Raw genomic sequence first — 22,665 nt, 5'->3', positions numbered from 1 at the left:
CGGTGCGTCGATGACGTCGATGGGCCGTTTCGTCCATTGCAGACGAAGCGGCGTGAGGCGAAGGGAAGACCCGGATTATAACCCGGAAGTGTCTCGAAATCGGCCGGGCACCCCGCCCGGAGCGCCCGCCGATGCCGCTCGCCGGGTTTCGCCGCCGCGCCACGCGGTGTATCGAAATGCGTGCGGCGAGCAAAATGCGCGGAATTTTTCCAATTCCGCGCAAGGCCTGCCACGACGGGTTCGCCGTGCCGCAGCAAGCGGCGACGCGCACGCGCGAGTGCCTTCGAGGCGTCCGGCGACCGCCGTTTGGCGCTATCATGGCGCGCTTTCCCCGCGCGGACGTACCCTTTCGACGCCGCCGGCCCGTCAAATTCACGGCACTGCTTGCGGCTCGCGTCGATCGCGTCGAGCCGCGCACCACTCGCCACACAACACGCAAGTCTCACGCCTTCGGGCGACAAAGAATCATGGATGTCATCGTCATCGGCGGCGGGATCGGCGGAATCGCCACCGCTTACCAGTTGCATGCGGCCGGACACCGCGTCTGCGTGATCGAGCGCCACGCGACCGTCGCGCAGGGCGCGACCTACGGCCACGGCGGCCCGATGCTGCCCTCGCCGCTCGACGTCTGGTTCGGCCCGACCTTCATGGGTGCTCGCAGCGCGGCGAAGACGGGCATCGTCTTCCGGCCGGGTTTCGATTCCGCCGCGCGCGATTTCGCGAAAAAACTCGCGCGCCTGCGCGAACCCGAGGCGTTCACCGCGCAATACGCCCGGCTACGACCGCTCGTCGAACTGTCGCGGCGCGTGATCGACGAGATCGAAGCGACGTTCGGCCTCGACTGCGAGCAGCGGCGCGGCGTGCTGCACGTGTTCCGCCGTCCGCGCGAGCTCGAACAGGCGGCGCCGGCCATCGACCTGCTCAGGCGCTTCGAGGTGCCGCATCGCGTGCTGAGTGCCGCCGAGTGCGCCGCCGCCGAGCCGTCCGTGCCCGACGATCCGCCCTTCGCCGGCGGCGTGATGCTCGACGACGAGCGCACCGCGAACTGTCCGCTCTTCACGAAGCAGCTCAAGCAGATCCTGGAAGACCGCGGCGTGCAATTCCGGCTCGGCCGCGAGGTCGCGTCGCTCCATCTCGACGATCGCGGCGCGGCCGTCGATCTGATGCCGGTCGCGGGCGTCCACTACGACCGCGTCACGGCCGATGCGATCGTCGTGGCGGCGGGCATCGGCACGCCGGCGCTGGTGTCGGGGGTGAACGGCAAGTTGCCGCTGCACCTCTTGCGCCTGCACAGCCTCACCGCGCCGATCGCCTATGAGGAGCACGCGCCGCACATCACGATCGTCGATTCGATCAAGCGCATCGCGATGACGCGCGTCAACCAGCGTCTGCGCGTCGCGGGCGCGGGCGTCCTGCAGAGTGAGGCGAAGACGCTCAAGCCGCTGCCCGCCGCGCTCGCCGACCGCGTGTTCGCGCTGCTCGGGCAAGGCACGCACGACTGGGTGCCGGGCGCCGCGAAGGTGTCGGCGGCGCGGACCTGGGAAGGCTTGCGCCTGCTCTCGCCGGACGGGCTGCCGGTCGTCGGCGCGACGGGCCACGCTCGGCTCTTCGTCAACGCCGCGCACGGCCCGGCGGGCTGGGGCCTCGCGTGCGGCTCTGCTAAAGTGATCGCGGATCTCGTTTCCGGGCTCACCCCCGACATTCCCGCCGACACCCTCGCGGCGTTGCGCATCGACCGGTTCTGAGCACGGGGCGATGCGAGGCGCGAGCGGCCGGCCGATGCCGCTCATCACGCCATTTCGCCATGACCTCGCACCGATCGCCCTATCACGCTCCGAACGACGACGCGCTCGCCCTTCTCACGCTCGACGAACTCCGTTCGCTCGAAGCGCGCGCCGCGAGCGCGCTGCCCGCGCACACGCTGATGGCGCGCGCGGGCGCCGCCGCCGCGCAGTTTCTCCTCGACTCCGATCAGCATTCGCCCGAGCGCCAGTCGCTGCCGGTGTGGATCGTCGCGGGACCGGGCAACAATGGCGGCGATGCGCTCGTGCTCGCTGCCGAACTGTTGAAAGCGGGCGTGGCCGTCGAAGTGTGCATGCCGGTCGAAGTCAAACCGGACGACGCCCGCTGGGCGCTCGACACCGCGCGCGCGGCCGGCGTGCCGATCTCCGACGAAGCGCCGCAATCGCTCGCGGGCTATAGCTGGGCCGTCGACGGCATGTTCGGCATCGGGCTCGCGCGGCCGCTTGACGGCGTGTTCGCCGAGATCGCGACGCGCCTCACGCGCCGCTCGCGCGAGGACGGCGGCGTGCTCGCGCTCGACATCGCCAGCGGCCTGAACAGCGACACCGGCGAAGCGGTGAGCGGCGGCCCGGCCGTGCGCGCGACGCACACGATCAGCTTCATCGGCGCGAAGCCGGGGCATTACACCGCGCATGGCCGCGACCTCACCGGCAAGCTGTACGTCGCGACGCTCGACGTCGATCCGCCCGCGCAGCCGTCGATCGTGCTCAACGCGCCGTCGCTTTTCGCGACGCACCTGCCACCGCGCGACTACGCGAGCAACAAGGGCACGTTCGGCACGCTCGCCGTGATCGGCGGCGACACCGGCATGTGCGGCGCGCCGATCCTCGCCGCGCGCATGGCGCTCTACGGGGGCGCGGGCAAGGTCAACGTCGCGTTCCTCGGCGACGGCGCCCCGCCCTACGACCCGCCTCATCCGGAACTGATGCTGCATCACGTCGACGGCTTCGCGCTCGACAAGATGGACGCGCTCTCGATCGGCTGCGGGATGGGATCGAGCGATCGCGCGAAGCGTGTCCTCGCCGACGTGCTCGCGCTCGACGTACCGAAGCTCCTCGACGCCGACGCGCTCAACCTGATTTCCCGCGACGACGCACTGGCCGCGCGCGTCGCCGCGTGTGGGGCGAAGGGCGATCCGTGCATCCTCACGCCGCATCCGCTGGAAGCCGCGCGCCTTCTGGGCCGCGACGTGAAGGACGTGCAGCGCGAGCGGATCGCCGCCGCGCGCCAGCTTGCGGCGCGGTTCGCGGCCGTCGCCGTGCTGAAAGGCTCGGGCACCGTGATCGCTTCGCCCGACGGACGCGTCGCGATCAATCCCACGGGCAACGCCGCGCTCGCGACAGGCGGCACGGGCGACGTGCTCGGCGGATTGATCGGAGCATTGCTCGCGCAGCGGCTGCCCGCGTACGAAGCCGCGCTCGCGGGCGTCTACCTGCACGGGCTCGCGGCGCAAGTGCTGACCGACGAGGGCGAAGGCCCGGCGGGTTTCACGGCCGGCGAACTCGCGCCGAAGGTACGCAGCTTGCTCAACCGCCGCTTCTATTCGAACTGAATCGACGGCGATCGAAGCGAACGGCGATGCAAGCCATCGTTCATGCATCGTCGCTATACTCGCAGTGGACCGCGCACCTGCCTCCGCGTCTCGCGGGCATTCGCACGGAACGTTCCCTTCAGCCAGTGACGGCCATGAAGACACCTCGAAGCAATCCAAGCCAACTCAAGCCCATCGGACCGCTATGACGCTCAATTCGCTCCCTGCCTGGTCGGCGCTCCAGTCCCATTACGACGAAATCTCCGGCGAACGCCTGCGCGACTGGTTCGCGCCGCAAAACGACACCGCGCCGACGCGCGCCGAGCGCTTCACGTTCGACGGCGGCGGTCTTGCCATCGACTTCTCGAAGAACCGCATCACCGATGCGACGCTCAAGCTGCTCGTCGAGCTGGCGCGGCAGGCGAAGGTCACCGAACGCCGCGACGCGATGTTCGCGGGCGACATCGTCAACATGACCGAGCATCGCGCGGCGCTGCACACGGCGTTGCGCGCCACCGCCGACGACGCCCCGTTCCAGCAGCAGGTCCGCGCCGAAAAGGCGAAGATGGCCGCGTTCGCGGAGAAGGTCCGCGACGGCGCGTGGACGGGATACACCGGCAAGCGCATCCGGCACGTGGTGAACATCGGCATCGGCGGATCGGACCTCGGGCCGAAGATGGTCGTGCACGCGCTGCATCATCTGGCCTCGCCCGAGTTGCAGACGCACTTTGTGTCGAACGTCGACGGCGCCGATCTCTACAACGTGCTGCAGACCATCGACGCAGAAGAGACGCTCGCGATCATCGTGTCGAAGACCTTCACGACGCTCGAAACGATGACCAACGCGCGGTCGATGCGCGACTGGTTCACGCAGCAAGGCTGCCCGGAAGACGCGTTGTCGAAGCACTTCGTCGGCGTGTCGGCGAATCCGGAGGAAGTGGTCAAGTTCGGCATCGCGAAAGAGAACGTGTTCGAGATGTGGGACTGGGTCGGCGGGCGCTATTCGCTGTGGTCGGCGGTCGGCTTGTCGATCATGATCGCGGTGGGTCCGAAAAACTTCGAGAGCCTGCTCGAAGGCGCGCACAGGATGGACGAGCATTTCCGCACCGCGCCGCTGGAAAAGAACCTGCCGGTACTGATGGGCATGATCGGCATCTGGTATCGAAACTTCTTCGGCTCGCAAAGCGACCTGGTCGCGCCGTATTCTGAAGCGCTGCATTATCTTTCGGCGTATCTGCAGCAACTGGAGATGGAAAGCAACGGCAAGTCGGCGCGGCTCGACGGCACGATGGTCGACTACCCCACCGCTGCCGTGATCTGGGGCGAGCCGGGCACGAACGGCCAGCACGCGTTCTTCCAGATGCTGCACCAGGGGCCGACGATCATCCCGATCGACTTCATTGCGGTGCTGACGCCGGAACATCCGCTCGTCGATCATCACGCGAAGCTGCTCGCGAACTGCTTCGCGCAGAGCGAGGCGCTGATGCTCGGCCGCACGCTCGAAGAAGCGAAGAAGGTGGCGGGCCCCGGCAAGGAAGCGCTCGCGACACATCTGAGCTTCCCCGGCAATCGTCCGACCACGACCATCCTGCTCGATGCGCTCACGCCGCAGACGCTCGGCGCGCTGATCGCGCTCTACGAGCACAAGGTGCTCGTGCAGGCGTCGGTGTGGGACATCAATCCGTTCGACCAGTGGGGCGTGGAACTCGGCAAGATTCTCGGCAAGGTCGTCGAAGCCGACATCACCGCGGCAAGCGCCGACCCGGCGAAGCACGATTCGTCGACTTCGACGCTGATTGCGCGCGCACGCAAGGCGCTCAAGCGCTGATGAGGTTCCGCGTCGTCCCTGAAACACGGACGACGCGCGTCTTCACACGCCGAGGCCGTTCACGAGCCGCCCTGCTTCGATCGTCACCGTCGCGTCGCAGCGGCCGGCGAGTTCGGTGTCGTGGGTGACGAGCACGAGCGTCGCGCCGTTGCGGCGGTTCATTTCGAACATCAAGTCGATGATCGCGTAGCCGGTCGCGGCGTCGAGGCTGCCGGTCGGTTCGTCGGCGAAGAGGATGGCCGGATGCGTGACGAACGCGCGCGCGAGCGCGACACGCTGCTGCTCGCCGCCCGACAAGAGCTTCGGATAGTGCCCGGTGCGCTGTGCGAGCCCGACCTGATCGAGCAACGACCGCGCACGCGCCGCGATCTCGCGATGCGGCATCTCGGCGCGCAACTCGAGCGGCAGCATCACGTTTTCGAGCGCCGTCAGATGCGGCATCAACTGGAACGACTGGAACACGAATCCGACCGAGCCGCTGCGCAGCGCAGCGCGCCCGTCTTCGTCGAGTTCACCGAGTTCCTTGCCGAGCAGACGAACCGAGCCCTCGCTCGCGCTGTCCAAACCCGCGAGCAGGCCGAGCAGCGTCGACTTGCCCGACCCCGATGCGCCGACGATTGCCACGCTGCTGCCTTTCGGAATCGCCAGGTCGATCTGATCGAGGATCGTCAGTTCACCCGTTGCGTCCTTGACCCGCTTGCTCAATCCCCGTACTTCGATGACTGGTTCGATATTGTTTTGCATGGAAAACTTCAAGGTGAACTGGGACGCACGCACTGCTGCGCTCGTGATGCTCGCGGCACTTTCGATGACGGCGGGATCGCCACGGGTCCATGCCGCGGATGCACAGGCGGCTCGGTCGTCGCCGACGATCGTCGTGCTCGGCGACAGTCTCTCCGCCGAATACGGCCTGCCGCGCGATACGGGCTGGGTCAACCTGCTGCGCGAACGGCTCGCCAAAGAGCGTCTCGATTATAGCGTCGCCAATTCGAGCATCAGCGGCGACACCACGAGCGGCGGACTTGCCCGGCTGCCCGCCATTTTGAACCGGCTGAAGCCGGCGGTCGTGGTGGTCGAGCTGGGCGCCAACGATGCGCTGCGTGGCGTGCCGCTCGCGACGACCGAGGCGAATCTTCGAGCGATCGTCGAGCGATCGCAGGCCGTGCACGCGAAGGTTTTACTCGTCGGGATGTACGTTCCGCCCAATTACGGCCCGGACTACTCGCAAAAGTTCCATGGCGTCTACGAGCAGTTGTCGAAAGAGAAGAAAGTGCCGCTCGTGCCGTTCCTGCTGGCCGGTATCGCCGACAAACCCGCCCTGTTTCAGGCCGACCAGATTCATCCCACGGTTCAGGCCCAGCCCTTGCTATTGGAAAACGTCTGGCCGAACCTGAAACCGCTGCTGGGCGCGACGGCCTCCAGATGATTCGCTGGCGTGAGTCAGGAGACCACGGCGCCGGGCGCAATTTAGACAAAACGCGGAACACGGCCAGGGTTCTGTTATCTGAACTTTCGCGTCACTCTTAAAACCCGGCTCCGCAGTGAGCGCCCCAACAAGGAGGTAACGTGAAATATTTGTCCCTTCTCGCCATGACCGTTGCGATCTCGGCGTGTGCCGCCCAGCCGCCTGCAGGCGTGCAACAGGTGGGCACGAGTCAGAAAGCGCCGAAGGTCGTGGCGCAGTGCATCTCGCAGAAATGGGCCGACAAGTCGCAGCAACAGGTCGTGTCGCAGGATACGCTCGCCAACGACCAGGCTCTCGATGTCTACGTGCCGGGCCAGCAGCCGCCCTCGGGCGCCGCCGCCGTCGTGCGTCCCAACTGGACCGGTCCGGGCTCGTGGGTCGGCTTCCGCGCCTCGGGCGCGGCCGGCAGCGAGGCGACCGGCGATATCCAGACCTGCCTGTAACCGACGAGTCGCGTCCACGCGACCGCTGACGCTCAACGCTCAAGCGATAAAAAGCCCCGATGGTTTCCACCATCGGGGCTTTTTAGTGTGGCCTTGATCGCTTACTGCTGGGCGGCCGTTGCGGGCGCCTGTGTGATCTTCACCTTCGAGCGCGCCTTCAGCGACTCGAGATACGCTTCCATCTCCGCTTGCGCGTAGACCTGCGCGACTTGCTGCTGTGCACCCGTCAGGCGGTCGGCAGCAACGGGCGTAGCCTTCTGGATGCCGTTCACGCGATAGATCGCATAACCGTCGTTGCCGAGGTCGACGCCGACATAAGCCGGCAGCTTCGACGCATCCGCCTTGAAGATCGCGCCGAGCGCAGCCGGCGGCAAGCCTTGCGGGTCGTTGCGCGACACCGTCGTTACCGACGAGAAACCCGCCGTTGCATTCGACTTTTGCACGTCGGCCAGCTTCGCCGCGCCGTCCTTTCGAGCCATCGCCGCCGCTTCTTCAGCGACGACCTTCGCGCGCACCACGTCCTTCACGGCGTCGAGCGCGGGCACCGCGGCCGGCTTGTAGTCCGTCACGCGGGCCGCGATCAGCGTGTTGCCGCCGACGTCGATGGCCTGCGTGTTGTTGTGGTCCTTCACGGAGTCCGGAGCAAAGACGGCAGCGAGGAACTTCGCGTTGTTCAGCGGGTTGTCCTGCGGCAATTGCGGATTCGGCGTCGGTGCAACGGTCGCCGTCTGGATCTGGAGCTTGTACTTGTCGGCGGCGGGCTGAAGCGTCTTCGACTTTTCGTACACGGCGTCGGTGAAGCCCTGCGCGTCGTCGGCGAGGCTCTTCGATGCCTGCTGCGCCACGTAGTCCTTCGTGAGCACGTCCTTCACTTCGTCGAACGGCTTCGTGCTCGCCGGCTTCACGTCGGTGGTCTGAATGATGTGATAACCGAAGTCGGACTGCACGACATCACTCACTTCGCCTTTCTTGAGACCGAACGCGGCGTCGTCGAATGCCTTGCCGCCCGCGATCATGCCGTGGCCGAAGTAGCCGAGATCGCCGCCCTTCGATGCCGAGCCCGGGTCTTCCGAATTCTTCTCCGCGATCTGCGCGAACTGGTCCGGATGCGCCTTCACCTGCGCGAGCAGTTCGTCGGCCTTCGCTTTGGCCTTAGCCTTGTCGGCCGCGCTCGCGTCCTTCGGAGCGTTGATCAGGATGTGGCTCGCGCGCACTTCGCCTTCCGTGCGATAGCGCTGGATATTGTCGTCGTAGTACTTCTTCAGGTCGGCGTCGCTCGGCTTGATGGCAGCCGAGAGCGTCGACGGCGACAGCACCAAATATTGGATCGAAGCCGATTTGGGCGTCGCGAATTCGTTGCGATGCGCGTCGTAGTAGGACTTGATCTGCGCGTCGCTCGGCTGGACCTTCGACACGTAGTCCGCCGTGCGGAACGCGAGGCCCTGCACGTCGCGGCGTTGCTCGGCGAGTTCCGTGAGACTCTGTGCGAGCGCCTTCGACGTGAACGCGCTCGCCTGGATGCTGCCCGGAATCTGGTCGGTGGCGAGGCCATAACGGATGCGCTCGTCGTATTGCTCGGGCGTCATGCCCTGCATCGCGAGCAGCTGCTTGTAGCGCTCGACGTCGATCGTGCCGTCGGGCTTGCGCAGCGACGAGATCACCGGATCGGCGAGCAGCGCGCGGCGCACGGCCTCGTCGGATGCGGTCAGATGCAGGCGTTGCGTCTCGTCGGCGAGCGCGCGCTGCTGCACGAGGCTGTCGACGAGCGCGGTGCGCATCGCGGGCGTCTCGAACATCTTCGGATCGAACTGCGCGCCGAGCATCTGCCGCGCGCGATCGACTTGCTGGCGCAACGCGTTGTCGTATTCGATGCGCGTGATCTGGTGACCATTCACGCTCGCGACGTTCGCGTTCTCGTCGAAGAAACTGCTGAACCCCTGAATGCCGACGATCCCCAGACCCGGCACAATAATGAGGATCAGGAGCGCCATCATCAGGCGTTGGTGATTACGGAAAAAATCGAGCATGCGTAACGCTGCCTTAAGACAAAACGCCCGATATTACAACAGCGGGCAATAAAAAAGGCGAACCGGAGTTCGCCTTTCTCGTAGATGCTGGCGGAGTGGACGGGACTCGAACCCGCGACCCCCGGCGTGACAGGCCGGTATTCTAACCGACTGAACTACCACTCCTTTTGTTGCTGCTTATGTCACTTGCTGAATCGGGAACTGGTGGGTGCTGAGAGGCTCGAACTCCCGACCTACGCCTTGTAAGGGCGCCGCTCTACCAACTGAGCTAAGCACCCGCTCCGTGATTCGTTCGCCAGACTGCAACGATGCTTTGTGTTGCGTTGCTGCATCCAGCGAGTCCGCTAGTTTAGCGCATCTTTCAGTGCTTTGCCAGGGCGGAATTTGGGCACCTTGGCGGCCTTGATCTTGATCGCATCGCCCGTGCGCGGATTGCGTCCGGTGCGCGCAACGCGCTTGCCGACCGCGAACGTACCGAAGCCCACGAGGGTCACCGTGCCGCCCTTCTTGAGCGTGCTGCGCACGCCGCCGATCACGGCGTCGAGTGCGCGGCCGGCGGCTGCTTTGGAGATATCGGCTTGCTGCGCAATATGGTCGATCAGTTCCGTTTTGTTCATTGTGATCCCCGAGTCTTGAGTTGCACGTTGTTGTCGATGGTGTCCTGCATCGAAGTCGATCGCTTCGACGGACGTCCGGCCAGGCCGGACGCGGCGCTCATTAGAAGCAGCCGAAAGAGCCGTGTCAACGAGGGTTGGGCCTGATTCCAGCACCTTGTACGGCGCTTTAGAAGTTGTCGTCGAAATAAAAAAACCCGCGGGAGTTCAAGTCCGCGGGTTTTTAGTCTTCGGCTACGCAACGCCTGTTGCGTAGCCGGTGTCGACGCCTCAATGCTTCACGAAGTCGCCCGCAGCAGGCGAATCCTTCTGCGCTTCGGCCGCCACCGGTGCCGGCTTCGGCTCCTCTTCAGGCAACGCCTCCGGCACGCGTTCGAGCGCCAGTTCGAGGACACGGTCGATCCAGCGAACCGGAATGATCTCGATAGCGTTCTTCACGTTATCCGGAATGTCGGCCAGATCCTTCGTGTTTTCTTCCGGAATCAGCGCGAGCTTGATGCCGCCGCGATGCGCCGCCAGCAGCTTCTCCTTCAATCCGCCGATCGGCAGCACCTCGCCGCGCAACGTGATTTCGCCGGTCATCGCCACGTCGGCACGCACCGGGATGCCGGTGAGCACGGACACGAGCGCCGTCGTCATCGCGATACCGGCGGACGGACCGTCCTTCGGCGTCGCGCCTTCGGGCACGTGGATGTGGATGTCCTTCTTCTCGAAGGCTTCATCCGACACGCCCAGACGCCGCGAACGCGAGCGAACCACCGAGCGCGCTGCCTCGACCGATTCCTTCATCACGTCGCCGAGCGAACCCGTGCGGATCACCGCGCCCTTGCCGGGCATCGACGCCGCTTCGATCGTCAGCAGATCGCCGCCGACTTCCGTCCATGCGAGTCCCGTCACCTGGCCGACCTGGTTCTCCTTGGCCGCCAGACCGAAGTCGTACTTGCGCACGCCGAGGAAGGTGTCGAGGTTGCTGCCGTCGACCTTGACCGCGCCTTCTGCCTTCTTCAAAAGCAGCATCTTCACGACCTTGCGCGAGATCTTCGAAATCTCACGTTCGAGCGAACGCACGCCCGCTTCACGCGTGTAGTAACGAATGATGTCGCGGATGGCCTGTTCAGTCACATCAACTTCGCCGTCCTTCAGACCGTTGTTGCGCTTTTGCTTCGGCAGCAGGTAACGCTGCGCGATGCTGACCTTCTCGTCTTCGGTGTAACCCGAGAGACGGATGACTTCCATCCGGTCGAGCAGCGGCGGCGGAATGTTCAGCGAGTTCGAGGTCGCGACGAACATCACATCCGACAGGTCGAAATCGACTTCGATGTAGTGATCGGCGAACGTGTGGTTCTGTTCGGGATCGAGCACTTCGAGCAGCGCGGAGGCCGGATCGCCGCGGAAATCCATGCCCATCTTGTCGACTTCGTCGAGCAGGAAGAGCGGATTGCGCACGCCGACTTTCGCCAGGCTCTGCAAAATCTTGCCCGGCATCGAACCGATATACGTGCGGCGATGACCGCGAATCTCGGACTCGTCATGCACGCCACCCAACGCCATGCGCACGAACTTGCGGTTCGTGGCGCGCGCGATGGACTGCCCGAGCGACGTCTTGCCGACGCCCGGAGGCCCGACGAGGCACAGAATCGGCGCCTTCACCTTCTCGACGCGCTGTTGCACCGCGAGATATTCAAGAATCCGTTCCTTGACCTTTTCGAGTCCGAAGTGATCTTCGTCGAGCACACGCTCCGCATTCGTAAGGTCGTTGTTGACCTTGCTCTTCTTGCGCCACGGCAGGCCGATCAGCGTGTCGATGTAGTTGCGCACGACGGTGGCTTCCGCCGACATCGGCGACATCAGCTTGAGTTTCTTCAGCTCGGCGTCGGCCTTCTTCTTGGCTTCCTTCGGCATGCGCGCGGCGGTGATGCGCTTTTCGAGTTCTTCGAGATCCGCGCCCTCTTCGCCTTCGCCCAGTTCCTTCTGGATGGCCTTGACCTGTTCGTTCAGGTAATACTCGCGCTGGCTCTTTTCCATCTGGCGCTTCACGCGTCCGCGGATGCGCTTTTCGACCTGCAGGATGTCGATTTCGGCTTCGAGTTGCGCGAGCAGATGCTCGAGACGCTCGATGACCGGGAACATCTCGAGGATGTGCTGCTTCTGGTCCAGCTTGAGCGGCAGGTGCGCGGCGATGGTGTCGGCAAGACGACCCGCTTCGTCGATACCCGACAGCGACGTCAGGATCTCGGGCGGAATCTTCTTGTTGAGCTTCACGTACTGGTCGAACTGCGACACGATCGCGCGGCGCAGCGCTTCGGTTTCAGCGCTGTCGGCGTGGTCGGGTTCGAGCGGCATCACGTCGCACGAGAATTGGGTTTCCTGCTCTTCGATGGAGAGCGTCTTTGCGCGCTGAAGGCCTTCGACCAGCACTTTCACGGTGCCGTCGGGCAGCTTCAGCATCTGCAGGATGTTGGCGATACAGCCAACTTCGTACATGTCCTTTTCGGTCGGCTCATCTTTCGCCGCCGTTTTCTGGGCGACGAGCATGATGTGCTTGCCGCCTTCCATCGCGGCTTCGAGCGCCTTGATCGACTTGGGCCGCCCGACGAAGAGGGGAATCACCATATGCGGGAAAACGACTACGTCACGCAGCGGAAGCAGCGGGAGCGTAATTTGTTCCTGCGGGAGGAGTTGGGTTCCTGACATTTCATTTCCCCAGTAGTGGAATCAGTTCGTTCGTAAGTAAGGCCTGCGGACAACAAATACAAGCCTTCGCATGAGGGAAAAGTTCAGTTCGAAAATTCGCGTCAGTAACGTCCACAAGATATCCGAAAAATAAACAAAAAGCCGTTCACGTTGCCATGAACGGCCTTTCGCCGACACACAGCCCAACCTCAGTTCGAGCCCGCTACCTTCGGTGCATCTTCATAGATGAGCAGTGGCTTGCCGTCGCCGTCGATCGTGTTGTCGTCGACGATGACCTTGCTCACGCCCTTCATCGTCGGCAACTCGTACATCACGTCCAGCAACGCCTGTTCCAGAATCGAACGCAGTCCGCGCGCGCCGGTCTTGCGGCGGATCGCTTTCTGCGCGATGGCCTGCAACGCCGCCGGACGGATTTCGAGTTCGACGCGTTCCATGTTGAAGAGCTTGTGATACTGCTTCACGAGCGCGTTCTTAGGCTCGATCAGAATCTTCACGAGCGCGGTTTCGTCGAGCTTGCCGAGCGTGGCGACCACCGGCAGACGGCCGATCAGTTCGGGAATCAGGCCGAACTTGATCAGATCTTCCGGTTCGACGTCGCGCAGCACTTCGCCCGCATCGCGGTCCTGCTTGCTCTTCACGCTCGCGCCGAAGCCGATGCCGGTCTTTTCCGTGCGATCGGTAATGACTTTTTCGAGCCCGTCGAACGCGCCGCCGCAGACGAACAGGATGTTGGTCGTGTCGACCTGGATGAAATCCTGGTTCGGGTGCTTGCGACCGCCTTGCGGCGGCACCGACGCCATCGTGCCTTCGATCAGCTTGAGCAGCGCCTGCTGGACGCCCTCGCCCGACACGTCGCGCGTGATGGACGGGTTATCCGACTTGCGGCTGATCTTGTCGATTTCGTCGATATAAACAATGCCGCGCTGCGCCTTGTCGACTTCATAGTTGCAGTTTTGCAGCAGCTTCTGAATGATGTTCTCGACGTCTTCGCCGACGTAGCCGGCTTCCGTCAGCGTCGTCGCATCGGCGATGACGAACGGGACGTTCAACATGCGTGCAAGCGTCTGCGCGAGCAAGGTCTTGCCCGAGCCGGTCGGCCCGATCAGCAGGATGTTGCTCTTCGACAGCTCGATCTCGTCTTTCTTGTCGAGATGCTTGAGACGCTTGTAATGGTTGTACACGGCCACCGCGAGAATCTTCTTCGCGCGTTCCTGGCCGATCACGTACTGATTGAGAATATCGCTGATTTCCTGCGGGCTCGGCAGGTCGGACTTCGAAAGTCCGGCTTCTTCCGCCGCGCCGGCTGCTTCGTCGCGAATGATCTCGTTGCACAAATCGATACATTCGTCGCAGATGAACACCGACGGGCCAGCAATGAGCTTCTTCACCTCATGCTGGCTCTTGCCGCAAAACGAGCAATACAACAGCTTTTCGCTGTTTGAACCTTTTTTGTCCGCCATAGATGTGTAAGCCTCCGGACACTCGATTACATAATACGCCCTTCGATCTCGTCACGCAGATACGGCCGGCGCGACAAGGAAAGGTCACTGGCGTTCTGCCGCAGGCGCTTCGGGCGGGCTGGCTTCGTTCGGAAGCCAGCGCGGTGTTGCTTGAAAATGCTCAGGGACGCTTGTGCAGGACCTGGTCGACGAGACCATAGGCTTGCGCGTCGTCGCCGGACATGAAGTTGTCGCGGTCCGTGTCGCGCGCGATGCGTTCGACCGGCTGACCCGTGTGATGCGACAACAACTGGTTCAGGCGTTCCTTCAGGTACAAAATTTCGCGCGCCTGAATTTCGATGTCCGATGCCTGGCCGCGTGCGCCGCCGAGCGGCTGGTGGATCATCACGCGCGCGTTCGGCAGCGCGACGCGCTTGCCCTTCGCGCCGGCCGCCAGCAGGAACGCGCCCATGCTTGCAGCAAGACCCATGCACAGCGTCGCGACGTCGGGCTTCACGAACTGCATCGTGTCGTAGATCGCCATGCCGGCCGACACCGAACCGCCCGGGCTGTTGATGTAGAGGCTGATGTCCTTGTCCGGATTCTCGCTTTCGAGGAACAGCAACTGCGCGACGACGAGATTCGCCGTCTGGTCGTTCACTTCGCCGACGAGAAACACCACGCGCTCTTTCAGCAGGCGCGAATAGATGTCATAGGCACGTTCGCCGCGGCCACTCGTTTCCACGACCATCGGAACGAGGCCGAGCGCCTGGGCTTCGAAATCCCGCGGCGCATTCGAGGCAAGCGTGTCGAGCAATTGAGCGCGAAAGGTCATGCAATTTCCTTGGTTCGTATAGGGATACTGGACCACACGAGAACATTCAGCGGAACTACGGCATCCGCTCGCACAAACTTTAATGCAAAAAAGGCGTGCGGGCCGTCACGCCGACGACCCGCACGCCCCTGGATGCCGCTTTAGGCTTGCGCCGTTGCGCTCGCCAGTTCCTCGAAGCTGACTTCCTTGTCGGTCACCTTGGCCCGGCCGAGCACGAAGTCGACGACATTGCTTTCGACGACGTACGCTTCCATCTCGGACAGGCGCTGCTGGTTCGAATAATACCAGCGGACGACTTCCTTCGGGTCTTCGTAGCTTTTGGCGAATTCGTCTACTTCCGCACGGATCTGTTCAGGCTTCGCCTGCAGTTCGTTCGCCTTCACCAGCTCTGCAAGAACGAGGCCCAGCTTCACGCGGCGCTCGGCCTGCTCGGCGAACATTTCAGCCGGGATCGGCGCGTCGGCTGCGTTCGGCACGCCGCGCTGCTGCAGGTCCTGACGCGCCATCTCGACGAGACGTTCCTGATCCTGCTCGATCAGCGCCTTCGGCACGTCGAGTTCGGAGATCTTGAGGAGCGCGTCCATCACCTGGTTCTTCACGATCTGCTGCGTGCGGCGCTTCGCTTCGCGCTCGAGGTTGTCCTTGATTTCGGCGCGCATCTTCGACAAATCGCCGTCTTCGATGCCGAGCGACTTCGCGAATTCGCCGTCGATTTCCGGCAGATGCGGCCACTCGATCTTCTTCATCGTGATCGTGAACTGCGCCGTCTTGCCCGCCACGTCCTTGCCGTGATAGTCCTCGGGGAACGTCAGGTCGAATTCGCGCGATTCGCCGACCGCGAGGCCGAGCGCCGCCTTTTCGAATTCCGGCAACATGCGGCCTTCGCCGAGTACGAACGAGAAATCTTCGGCGCTGCCGCCCTGGAACACTTCGCCGTCGATCTTGCCGACGAAGTCCATCGTCACGCGGTCGCCGTCCTTGGCCGCGGCGTCACCGCCGCCGTCGCCGTGCTCGCCCGCTTCGCCGCGCGCGTGGTAGTGCACGCGCTGCTTGCGCAGGATGTCCAGCGTGCGGTCGATTTCGGCTTCCGAGATGGACGTGACCGTGCGCTCGATTTCGGCCGTCGCGACATCGCCCAGCTTCACTTCCGGATAGACCTCGAAGGTCGCGTCGAACGCGTAGGCGTCGGCCGGCGCTTCGTCCCCCTTCGGCGCGAAGCTCGGCTGGCCCGCGACGCGCAGGTTTTCAGCGCGCGTCACGTCGAAAAACTCCTTGCCGACCTTGTCGCTCAGCACTTCGGCTTCGACCTGGCCCTGGTACTGCTGCGTCACCATCTTGAGCGGCACCTTGCCCGGGCGGAAACCCGGCATGCGCACGTTCTTCGCCAACTGGCGGATACGCGAATCCACTTCCTTCTGCACGGTGTCCTTCGGCAGGGAGATGGTCACGCGGCGTTCGAGCTTGCCGAGGTTTTCAACGTTAGCCATGGCTTCTTTCGTCCTAGAGAAATTCGGGTATTCGGGTTCGTTTGACGGTGTGTCTGGTCTGTGGCGGGTTCGTAGCGCCTCGTGCCCGGCGCCGCGCACCGGGAGCGCTCGCGCGCTGCGTGTTCCGGTGTCCGGGCTGCCGTCGACGCGTTACGAGTCAACAGAGCCCAACATTTTAGCAAACAATTCGACAGGCCCGTCGCGTTTGCCCACCGAGTGCATAAACCGGGGCATTTCGGGCCCGATTTCGGCGTTATTCCGCGTTTCTGAAGCGCGAAACGGCGCGCACAATGCCGGCTATCGCAGCGACGCTATTTTGCGCGGCGCGACGCGCTGATAAGCTTGCCGGCGCGACGCACATGCGCTTTCGGCCGCCCGGCCTTGAGCGCGGTATGCATGGGGCAAGCGAAGTACATGCGTCCTCGCCGCGCGTTTTTCAATCCATTCCAATACCCGAGACACCATGCCAAACGCCATGTCCGCACCTGTCGTCGTCATCGCTCCCGACTCCTTCAAAGGCTCGCTTAGCGCCGAACAGGTGGCGAACGCCATCGCGACGGGCGTGCGCCGCGCCCGCGCGGACGCTGTCGTGCGCATCTGTCCGATGGCCGATGGCGGCGAAGGCACGCTCGACGCGATGCTCGCGGCGGGCGGCGAGCGTCGCATGCTGGACGTGCGCGGTGCCGCGGGCGACCGGCGTCAGGCGGCGACGGGCCTGCTCGGCGACGGCAGCGCAATTCTCGAGACGGCGGAAGTCGTCGGCATCACGGACCCGGATGGCATGGCCGTGCCCGTCACCGAGCGCGACACGCGCGGCATGGGCGAGGCGATCCGCGCGCTGCTCGACCTGGGCGCGCGCCGCTTCTACGTGGCGCTCGGCGGCAGCAGCACCAACGACGGCGGCGCGGGTCTGCTCGTCGGTCTGGGTCTCAAGCTCTTCGACGCCGACGGCCACGAACTCGCGCCGACGCCGTCGTCGCTGCCGAAGATCGCCCGCATCGACGCCTCCGGGCTCGATGCGCGATTGAAGGACGCGGAATTCATCGGCATGTCGGACGTCGACAATCCGCTCACCGGCGAACATGGCGCGACCGCGATCTTCGGGCCGCAGAAAGGCGTCGACGCGGCGCAGGTGAATGACGTGGATGCCGCGCTCGCCCATTTCGCCGATCTGCTCGAACCGGCGCTCGCACGCTTCGCCCGCGACAATCCGGGCGCGGGCGCGGCGGGCGGCCTCGGCTTCGCGTTGCACATGCTGGGCGCGCAGTTCGAGCCGGGCGCGGAAGTCGTCGCGCGCAGGATCGGGCTCGATGCGGCGCTCGAGGGCGCGAGCTGGCTCATCACCGGCGAAGGACGCTCGGACGTGCAGACGCTGCACGGCAAGGCGCCCTTCATCGCGTGCAAGCATGCGCGGGCCGCGAATATCGCGACGACGCTGATGTCGGGCGGCATCGATCCGGCAGCGCTGCCGCGTCTGTCCGAATTCTTCAGCGGATGCTTCTCGCCGGCGCCGGGCCCGATCACGCTCGAAGTCGCGATCCGCGATGCCGCGACGCTGCTCACGAACGAAGCCGAGCAACTCACGCGTCTGAAGTTCGGAGTGCGGTAAAGCGGGTTCGGGCGCCCGCGCGACCGGAGTTCGCCGGATGACGGGCACGCGCCGTTGCGTGCCCGTCATCGTGATCGCTCACGATTGCGCGCGTGGCACCCGCCCGAACACGAGCCGGTCCGACACCCACACGATCAGCATCGTCAAGCCCATCAGCGGGAAGACGAGCCCGAGCATCGTCAGACCGCTCTTCCACGCGCGCATCGGCAGGCGTCGCGCGGGCCGCGCCGGCGCGCCGAGCGCGCGTTGCGGGCGGCGCTTCCACCACATCACGAAACCGGTCAGCGCCATCGCGGCGAGCCCGAGCGAAATCGCCGCGCAGACGAGCTGGTTCGCGAGCCCGAAATAGCGTCCCATGTGCAGCGACGTCCCGAACGAAATCCACTGCGCGACGCGGCCATAGTCGTCGTAGGCGATGTCGGCCAGCACCTTGCCGCTGTACTGATCGATGTGCAGCGTGCGCTCCGCGCGCGGATCGGCGGGAAAGGACGACACCGTATAAACGCCGTTCGCGGATGTCGGCAGCGCAATGCTGTAGTCGTCGCTCACGCCTTTCGCCGACGCGAGCGCGACCACCGCGTCGAGCGACATGCGCCCGGCGCCCTGCTCGGGCGCGGCGGCGTGCGGCACCGGCGTGAGGCCGACGGCCCACGGCGTCTGCGCGAGCGGCAAGTCGTCCATCTTCATGCCGGACATGCCTGACATGTCCGCGTGCGCGTGGGCATCGTTAGGAGCTTCGGCGCCCGCCGACGGCTTCTCCGAATGCACGTGAGCCTCGCCCCAGGCGCCCTTCGGATAGCCGAGTTGCGCCGATGTCGCGAGCGCCTTGAACTGCTTGCCCCACGAGCCGGACCACGGCAGCCCGCTCAGCACGAAGAACAAGGCGCCGGCCGCAAGCCAGATTCCGCCGACCGCGTGGATGTCGCGCCACCACGCGCGCCCGCGAAGCGCGAGGCGCGGTGTCCAGACGCCGCCCTTTTGACCGCCGTTTTGACTGCCCTTTTGTCGCGCGTTCGGCCACCACAGCGCGATGCCCGTCCCGATCATCACGAGCGTCCAGCAGCCCGCCAACTCCATCACGAGTTCGCCGGTCTTGCCGAGCATCAGTCCGCGATGGAGGTCGCGAATCTGCTTCATCACGCGATGCTCGACGGAGAGCGTGCCGAGGACCGCGCCCGTGTACGGATTCACGTAGACGCTTTCGCTCTCGCCCGAGGGCAGTCGAAAGACGAACTCCCCGCTGCGGCGCGGATCTGAATCGATCTGTACGGTGCTCGCCACGGCGTTGCGCGGCTCGCTCGCGGCGGCTTTCGCGAGCAGAACGTCGCGCGGCAGACGATGCACGGGTTGCGCCTCGACGATCATCCGGTCGCGATAGAGCAGCGGCTCGATCTGCGGCTGGAAACAGTAGAGCGTGCCGGTGATCGCGAGCACGATCAGAAGCGGCATCACGAAGAGTCCCGCGTAGAAATGCCAGCGCCACAAGGTCCGATGCTGATCGGCCGCGACGTTCACAGTGTTGCTTGGTTGCATGAGCGTATCCCCAGGAATGAGTGACTGACGGCCTCGGGCTCAGATGCCGATGCGCCCTTCGAGATAGAAGGTCCGTCCGGCATACGGATGGAACACGTAGTAACGATGGTCGAAGAGATTGTCGACACCGATGCCGATCTCGGTCTTCCTGGTCGGCCGGTAGGTGAACTTCGTGTCGACGACCGCGTAGGTGCTCGTGCCGCCGTATGTATTGGGATTGACATCGGTGTTGGTCAGCGTGTTGTACTGGCGGCCGGAGTAGCGCGCGGCGAGCGTCACCGAGGCTTTCTCGGTGGCGCGATATGTCGCGACGACGTTCGCGCGCCAGAGCGGTATGCGATAGAAATACTTTCCGACCGACGCCGGATTGCCGCTGTTCGCGATGATCTTCGACTGCGTGTAGGCGACGCTCGCCGCGAGGTCGAGCCCGCGCAGCAGCACGTCCTGCCCTTCGTAGCTCGTCTCGACGCCGCGCGAGCGCACCTTGCCGATGTTCTGGAAGTTCGTGACGTTCGGAATGACGGTCGTATTGGTCTGGCTGAAGATGGTGTTCTTCACGTCGTCCTGGAACAGCGTGAAGCGATACAGGCCATTGCCGTGCTGCCACTCCGCGGTCAGCTCCTTCGAGAGATCGTTCTCGGGCTGCAGGTTCGGATTGTTGTTGACGATCGAGATGCCGTTGACCTGCCCCTGAAACAGCTCGCCAACCGTCGGAAAGCGATAGGCGCGGCCGATCGACGCACGCAACAGCAAATTCGACGTGACATCGAACGAAAGCGATGCCTTCGGCGACCAGTGGCTCTCGCTGGCATCGCCATAAGCGAGCGACGTCGCGCCGAGCGAGCGCGTGCCGTCATACGCGTTCCAGTTCTCGTAACGCGCGCCGTAGGTGAGCCGCCAGCGCGGCAAAAAGCGCCACGAATCCTGCACATACGCGGCCTGCGTCTGCGTGCGGCCGCCAAAGGCATTCGCAAACGAGCCGTTGCCGCCGTCGCGCCAGGCGACGGTGTTGTACGTCTCGTTGTCGAGGAAGTAGTTGTCGTAGTGGTAGCCGAACGAGACCCAGTGCGCGGCGAGCCCCGCGTCGGGCGAAGGCGGCGTCCACGTGGCGCGCAGGTCGAGTGACTTCCAGCCGGCGCCGTCGCCATACGCGATCGTGCCCGGGCCGTCGCCCAGCACGCCCGAATTCGCCATGCGCGCGATGCTCTGCGTCACGTCGAAATAGGATGCGACCGCCTCGCCGTTCCAGCCGGTTTCATTGCGCGTCCGAAGCGACAGTCCATAGAGGACGTTCTCGCTCGATCCCTCGCTCGGCGCGAACGCCGCCGCGGGCACGTTGTACTCGAACCCGCCGATATTCACGAGCCCGCTGTACACCGGATTGCCGTTCGCGTCGCGCAGGAAGGTCTGCGTGTCGCTGTTGTACTTCTGGTGCCAGTAGCCGAGCGTGAACCCCGCCTGCAGCGTCGGCGTGAGATCGTAGGCGAGCCTCATCCTCAACTGGTCCTGGAACGTGCGCTCGATCCCTTCCGCCGACACGCCGAGCACCGCCGTGCGCGCATTGTTCTGGTCGTTGTAGAAATATGCCCCGGCCACGGGCCGGTCGGCTGGCTTCGCGGCGGTCGTCGATTGCGGGAGCGTCGCGAACTGCAGCGGCTGGCTCGTGTTCTCCAGATGATCGACGCCGATCAGGTACGAGAACCGCCCGATCTTGTCGCCGATGGTCGCCGAGCTGTTCGTGCCGTTGAAGCTGCGGTTCACGCCGAACAGGTCGAAGTGCTGCGAGAAGCCCTGCACTTTCGCGTCGGCCTGGAACTGCGTCGGCATGCGCGTCGTGATCGCGACCGTCGCGCCGATCGAGTTGCCTGGATACAGCGCGGAATACGGGCCGTAGAACACATCGGTGCGGTCGATGTCGTCGGCGAAGACCATCGACCAGCGCGGCGCAAAGGTGAACGTATTGCCGAGGAAGTTGCTGAGCAGGAGGCCGTCGGCGTAGACGAGACCGCGCGCCGTCTGCGCGTTGCTCGTGCCGCGCACGGCGATCGTCGAATTGACATCGCCGATGAAGCGCTTGCGCACTGCCATGTTCGGCGCGTATTTGAGGACGTCCTCGGGCGTGACGACGTTCCAGTACTGGAACTGATCGGCCGTGACGGTCGTGACGCTCGCCGGCAGATTCGGATCGAGCGGCGGCCGCGACGCGGCGGCCGTCACGACGACCGGAGCGAGCATGGCCGCTTCGCCCTCGGTGGGAGCCGGGGGCGCATCGGCGACGGAGGCGGCATATGCCGCCTGCACCATCAGCGAGAGGGGAAGCCAGGCGTGCGGCAGGCGCACGCGAGCGGACGTGCGCGAACGCACGGCGGCGCGGCAGCCGGATGGCTGCCGCGCTCGCCTGAATAAGTCGAGCATCGCAAATCCTGAAGAGGTGAACGCGGGATCGGCCGGACGCGAAGACGCGCGGGCAGGGCGATCCGGACGAATGACGGACTTCAGGAAACGACGGGAGGCGCGCGCGCACGCGCGGCGTTGAAGGACTTGGTGTGAACGGCGGGCGCTTCGGCCGCGACGGCGACGCGCGTGACACGCTCGACGCGCTCGGCGCGCGGCACGGCGCCCGGCAAGAGCGGCAGGTTGTGGGCAAGCAGCCCGCAATACGAGCACGCATCGAAATGATCGGCGGCCGATGCATGGTGGCTGTCCGGCGCGGCGGGCTGGGCGGCCTGATGCGCGCCGTGATGGTGTCCGCCCTCGTCATCCTGCGCGGCGAGCGCGGTTGAAGCGAGCGTCGACGCGAATTCGGCCGAGCACATCGCCGCTTGGGCATCGGCGGCGCCTGAGCGCGCGGCGATCGTCTGGCTCACGACCGGCGCGACAATAGCAAGCCACATGGCGGCAATGCCGAGCCATGCAACGATGCGATTGCGCGAGGTGCGGGTCATGGATTGCCTGAGCAATATCGAGACAAGAATTGTAGGCAGGTCGCATGGCAGGCGCAATCGACGTCGGCGAATGCCGTGTATCGGGCGCGACGGGCCGCGTCGGGGGACCGTCCGGGCGTGACGGCGCATCGCTCGGGACGGTTGCCGTGATGCAGACATCGCAGATCGAATCGGTTAGAATCTTGCGCTTGGCGCGGCGGGCGCGTGGCTGTTCGAGGCGTCCGTGCAAACCCGACAGAGCGGAAACGCGCGTTCACTGCGGCGCGCGGATCAGGCGGCGAGGATGGCGAAATTGGTAGACGCACCAGGTTTAGGTCCTGACGCCAGCAATGGTGTAGGGGTTCGAGTCCCCTTCCTCGCACCACCACTGCGGTTCCAGCGCAGTGACGACATCGCAAAGTAAAGTCCCGTG

16 protein-coding genes and 3 tRNA genes are annotated in these 22,665 nt (G+C 64.7%); 7 read left to right on the top strand and 12 right to left on the bottom strand.

The features are described from left to right. Window positions 1–467: 467 nt before the first annotated feature. From QCE48_RS07475 to pgi, 3 genes are all read left to right on the top strand, one after another. Complete coding sequence (locus tag QCE48_RS07475) at window positions 468–1,745, top strand: FAD-dependent oxidoreductase (RefSeq protein ID WP_309785443.1); 1,278 nt, start codon at window positions 468–470, stop codon at window positions 1,743–1,745. A 59-nt stretch (window positions 1,746–1,804) separates the two neighbouring features. Further along, entirely contained in the window at window positions 1,805–3,355 is a 1,551-nt protein-coding gene (locus QCE48_RS07470; RefSeq protein WP_309785445.1) for an NAD(P)H-hydrate dehydratase, read from the top strand. A gap of 184 nt (window positions 3,356–3,539) precedes the next feature. Continuing rightward, complete coding sequence (pgi, locus tag QCE48_RS07465) at window positions 3,540–5,162, top strand: glucose-6-phosphate isomerase (RefSeq protein ID WP_309785446.1); 1,623 nt, start codon at window positions 3,540–3,542, stop codon at window positions 5,160–5,162. A 42-nt stretch (window positions 5,163–5,204) separates the two neighbouring features. Here pgi and QCE48_RS07460 read toward each other — a convergent pair whose 3' ends face one another. Continuing rightward, complete coding sequence (locus QCE48_RS07460; protein ID WP_062634028.1) at window positions 5,205–5,906, bottom strand: ABC transporter ATP-binding protein; 702 nt, start codon at window positions 5,904–5,906, stop codon at window positions 5,205–5,207. A 64-nt stretch (window positions 5,907–5,970) separates the two neighbouring features. Between QCE48_RS07460 and QCE48_RS07455 the strand changes: the two genes are divergently transcribed. Together QCE48_RS07455 and QCE48_RS07450 are read left to right on the top strand one after the other, a co-directional pair. Next, window positions 5,971–6,588: an arylesterase gene (locus QCE48_RS07455; protein ID WP_309794103.1), complete on the top strand. Its 618-nt coding sequence runs from the start codon at window positions 5,971–5,973 to the stop codon at window positions 6,586–6,588. Window positions 6,589–6,728: 140 nt separating this feature from the next. Beyond that, window positions 6,729–7,070 (top strand): hypothetical protein, encoded by a 342-nt coding sequence (locus tag QCE48_RS07450; protein WP_309785448.1) that lies wholly within the window; start codon window positions 6,729–6,731, stop codon window positions 7,068–7,070. A 101-nt stretch (window positions 7,071–7,171) separates the two neighbouring features. Here QCE48_RS07450 and QCE48_RS07445 read toward each other — a convergent pair whose 3' ends face one another. The 8 genes from QCE48_RS07445 to tig form a co-directional block, all read right to left on the bottom strand. Beyond that, entirely contained in the window at window positions 7,172–9,097 is a 1,926-nt protein-coding gene (locus QCE48_RS07445) for a SurA N-terminal domain-containing protein (RefSeq protein WP_309785449.1), read from the bottom strand. An 88-nt stretch (window positions 9,098–9,185) separates the two neighbouring features. After that, window positions 9,186–9,262: transfer RNA gene (locus QCE48_RS07440), tRNA-Asp, on the bottom strand. Between the two features lie 37 nt (window positions 9,263–9,299). Then, window positions 9,300–9,375 (bottom strand) — tRNA-Val (locus QCE48_RS07435). A 66-nt stretch (window positions 9,376–9,441) separates the two neighbouring features. Continuing rightward, on the bottom strand, window positions 9,442–9,774 hold the full coding sequence (locus QCE48_RS07430) for an HU family DNA-binding protein (protein WP_309788245.1): 333 nt from the start codon (window positions 9,772–9,774) through the stop codon (window positions 9,442–9,444). Window positions 9,775–9,981: 207 nt separating this feature from the next. Then, on the bottom strand, window positions 9,982–12,405 hold the full coding sequence (gene lon / locus QCE48_RS07425) for an endopeptidase La (RefSeq protein WP_309785451.1): 2,424 nt from the start codon (window positions 12,403–12,405) through the stop codon (window positions 9,982–9,984). 188 nt (window positions 12,406–12,593) lie between these two features. Continuing rightward, window positions 12,594–13,865, bottom strand: a complete 1,272-nt coding sequence (gene clpX / locus QCE48_RS07420; RefSeq protein ID WP_309785452.1) for an ATP-dependent Clp protease ATP-binding subunit ClpX — start codon at window positions 13,863–13,865, stop codon at window positions 12,594–12,596. A 160-nt stretch (window positions 13,866–14,025) separates the two neighbouring features. Next, window positions 14,026–14,679: an ATP-dependent Clp endopeptidase proteolytic subunit ClpP gene (gene clpP, locus QCE48_RS07415; protein ID WP_062634041.1), complete on the bottom strand. Its 654-nt coding sequence runs from the start codon at window positions 14,677–14,679 to the stop codon at window positions 14,026–14,028. A 140-nt stretch (window positions 14,680–14,819) separates the two neighbouring features. Then, complete coding sequence (gene tig, locus QCE48_RS07410; protein ID WP_309785453.1) at window positions 14,820–16,166, bottom strand: trigger factor; 1,347 nt, start codon at window positions 16,164–16,166, stop codon at window positions 14,820–14,822. Window positions 16,167–16,629: 463 nt separating this feature from the next. Between tig and QCE48_RS07405 the strand changes: the two genes are divergently transcribed. Next, on the top strand, window positions 16,630–17,775 hold the full coding sequence (locus QCE48_RS07405; protein ID WP_309785454.1) for a glycerate kinase: 1,146 nt from the start codon (window positions 16,630–16,632) through the stop codon (window positions 17,773–17,775). A 78-nt stretch (window positions 17,776–17,853) separates the two neighbouring features. Here the strand turns inward: QCE48_RS07405 and QCE48_RS07400 are convergent, their stop codons facing one another. The 3 genes from QCE48_RS07400 to QCE48_RS07390 form a co-directional block, all read right to left on the bottom strand. Further along, window positions 17,854–19,308, bottom strand: coding sequence for a PepSY domain-containing protein (locus tag QCE48_RS07400; RefSeq protein WP_309785455.1), 1,455 nt, complete (start codon window positions 19,306–19,308; stop codon window positions 17,854–17,856). A gap of 39 nt (window positions 19,309–19,347) precedes the next feature. Next, entirely contained in the window at window positions 19,348–21,723 is a 2,376-nt protein-coding gene (locus QCE48_RS07395) for a TonB-dependent receptor (RefSeq protein ID WP_309785456.1), read from the bottom strand. An 80-nt stretch (window positions 21,724–21,803) separates the two neighbouring features. Then, on the bottom strand, window positions 21,804–22,253 hold the full coding sequence (locus tag QCE48_RS07390) for a DUF2946 domain-containing protein (RefSeq protein ID WP_309785457.1): 450 nt from the start codon (window positions 22,251–22,253) through the stop codon (window positions 21,804–21,806). A 277-nt stretch (window positions 22,254–22,530) separates the two neighbouring features. Here QCE48_RS07390 and QCE48_RS07385 point away from each other — a divergent pair. Further along, window positions 22,531–22,617: transfer RNA gene (locus tag QCE48_RS07385), tRNA-Leu, on the top strand. Window positions 22,618–22,665 lie beyond the last annotated feature (48 nt).

The sequence above is a fragment of the Caballeronia sp. LZ024 genome (assembly GCF_031451455.1).
Lineage (GTDB): Bacteria > Pseudomonadota > Gammaproteobacteria > Burkholderiales > Burkholderiaceae > Caballeronia > Caballeronia telluris.
This window is presented reverse-complemented; position numbering and strand designations above follow the sequence as displayed.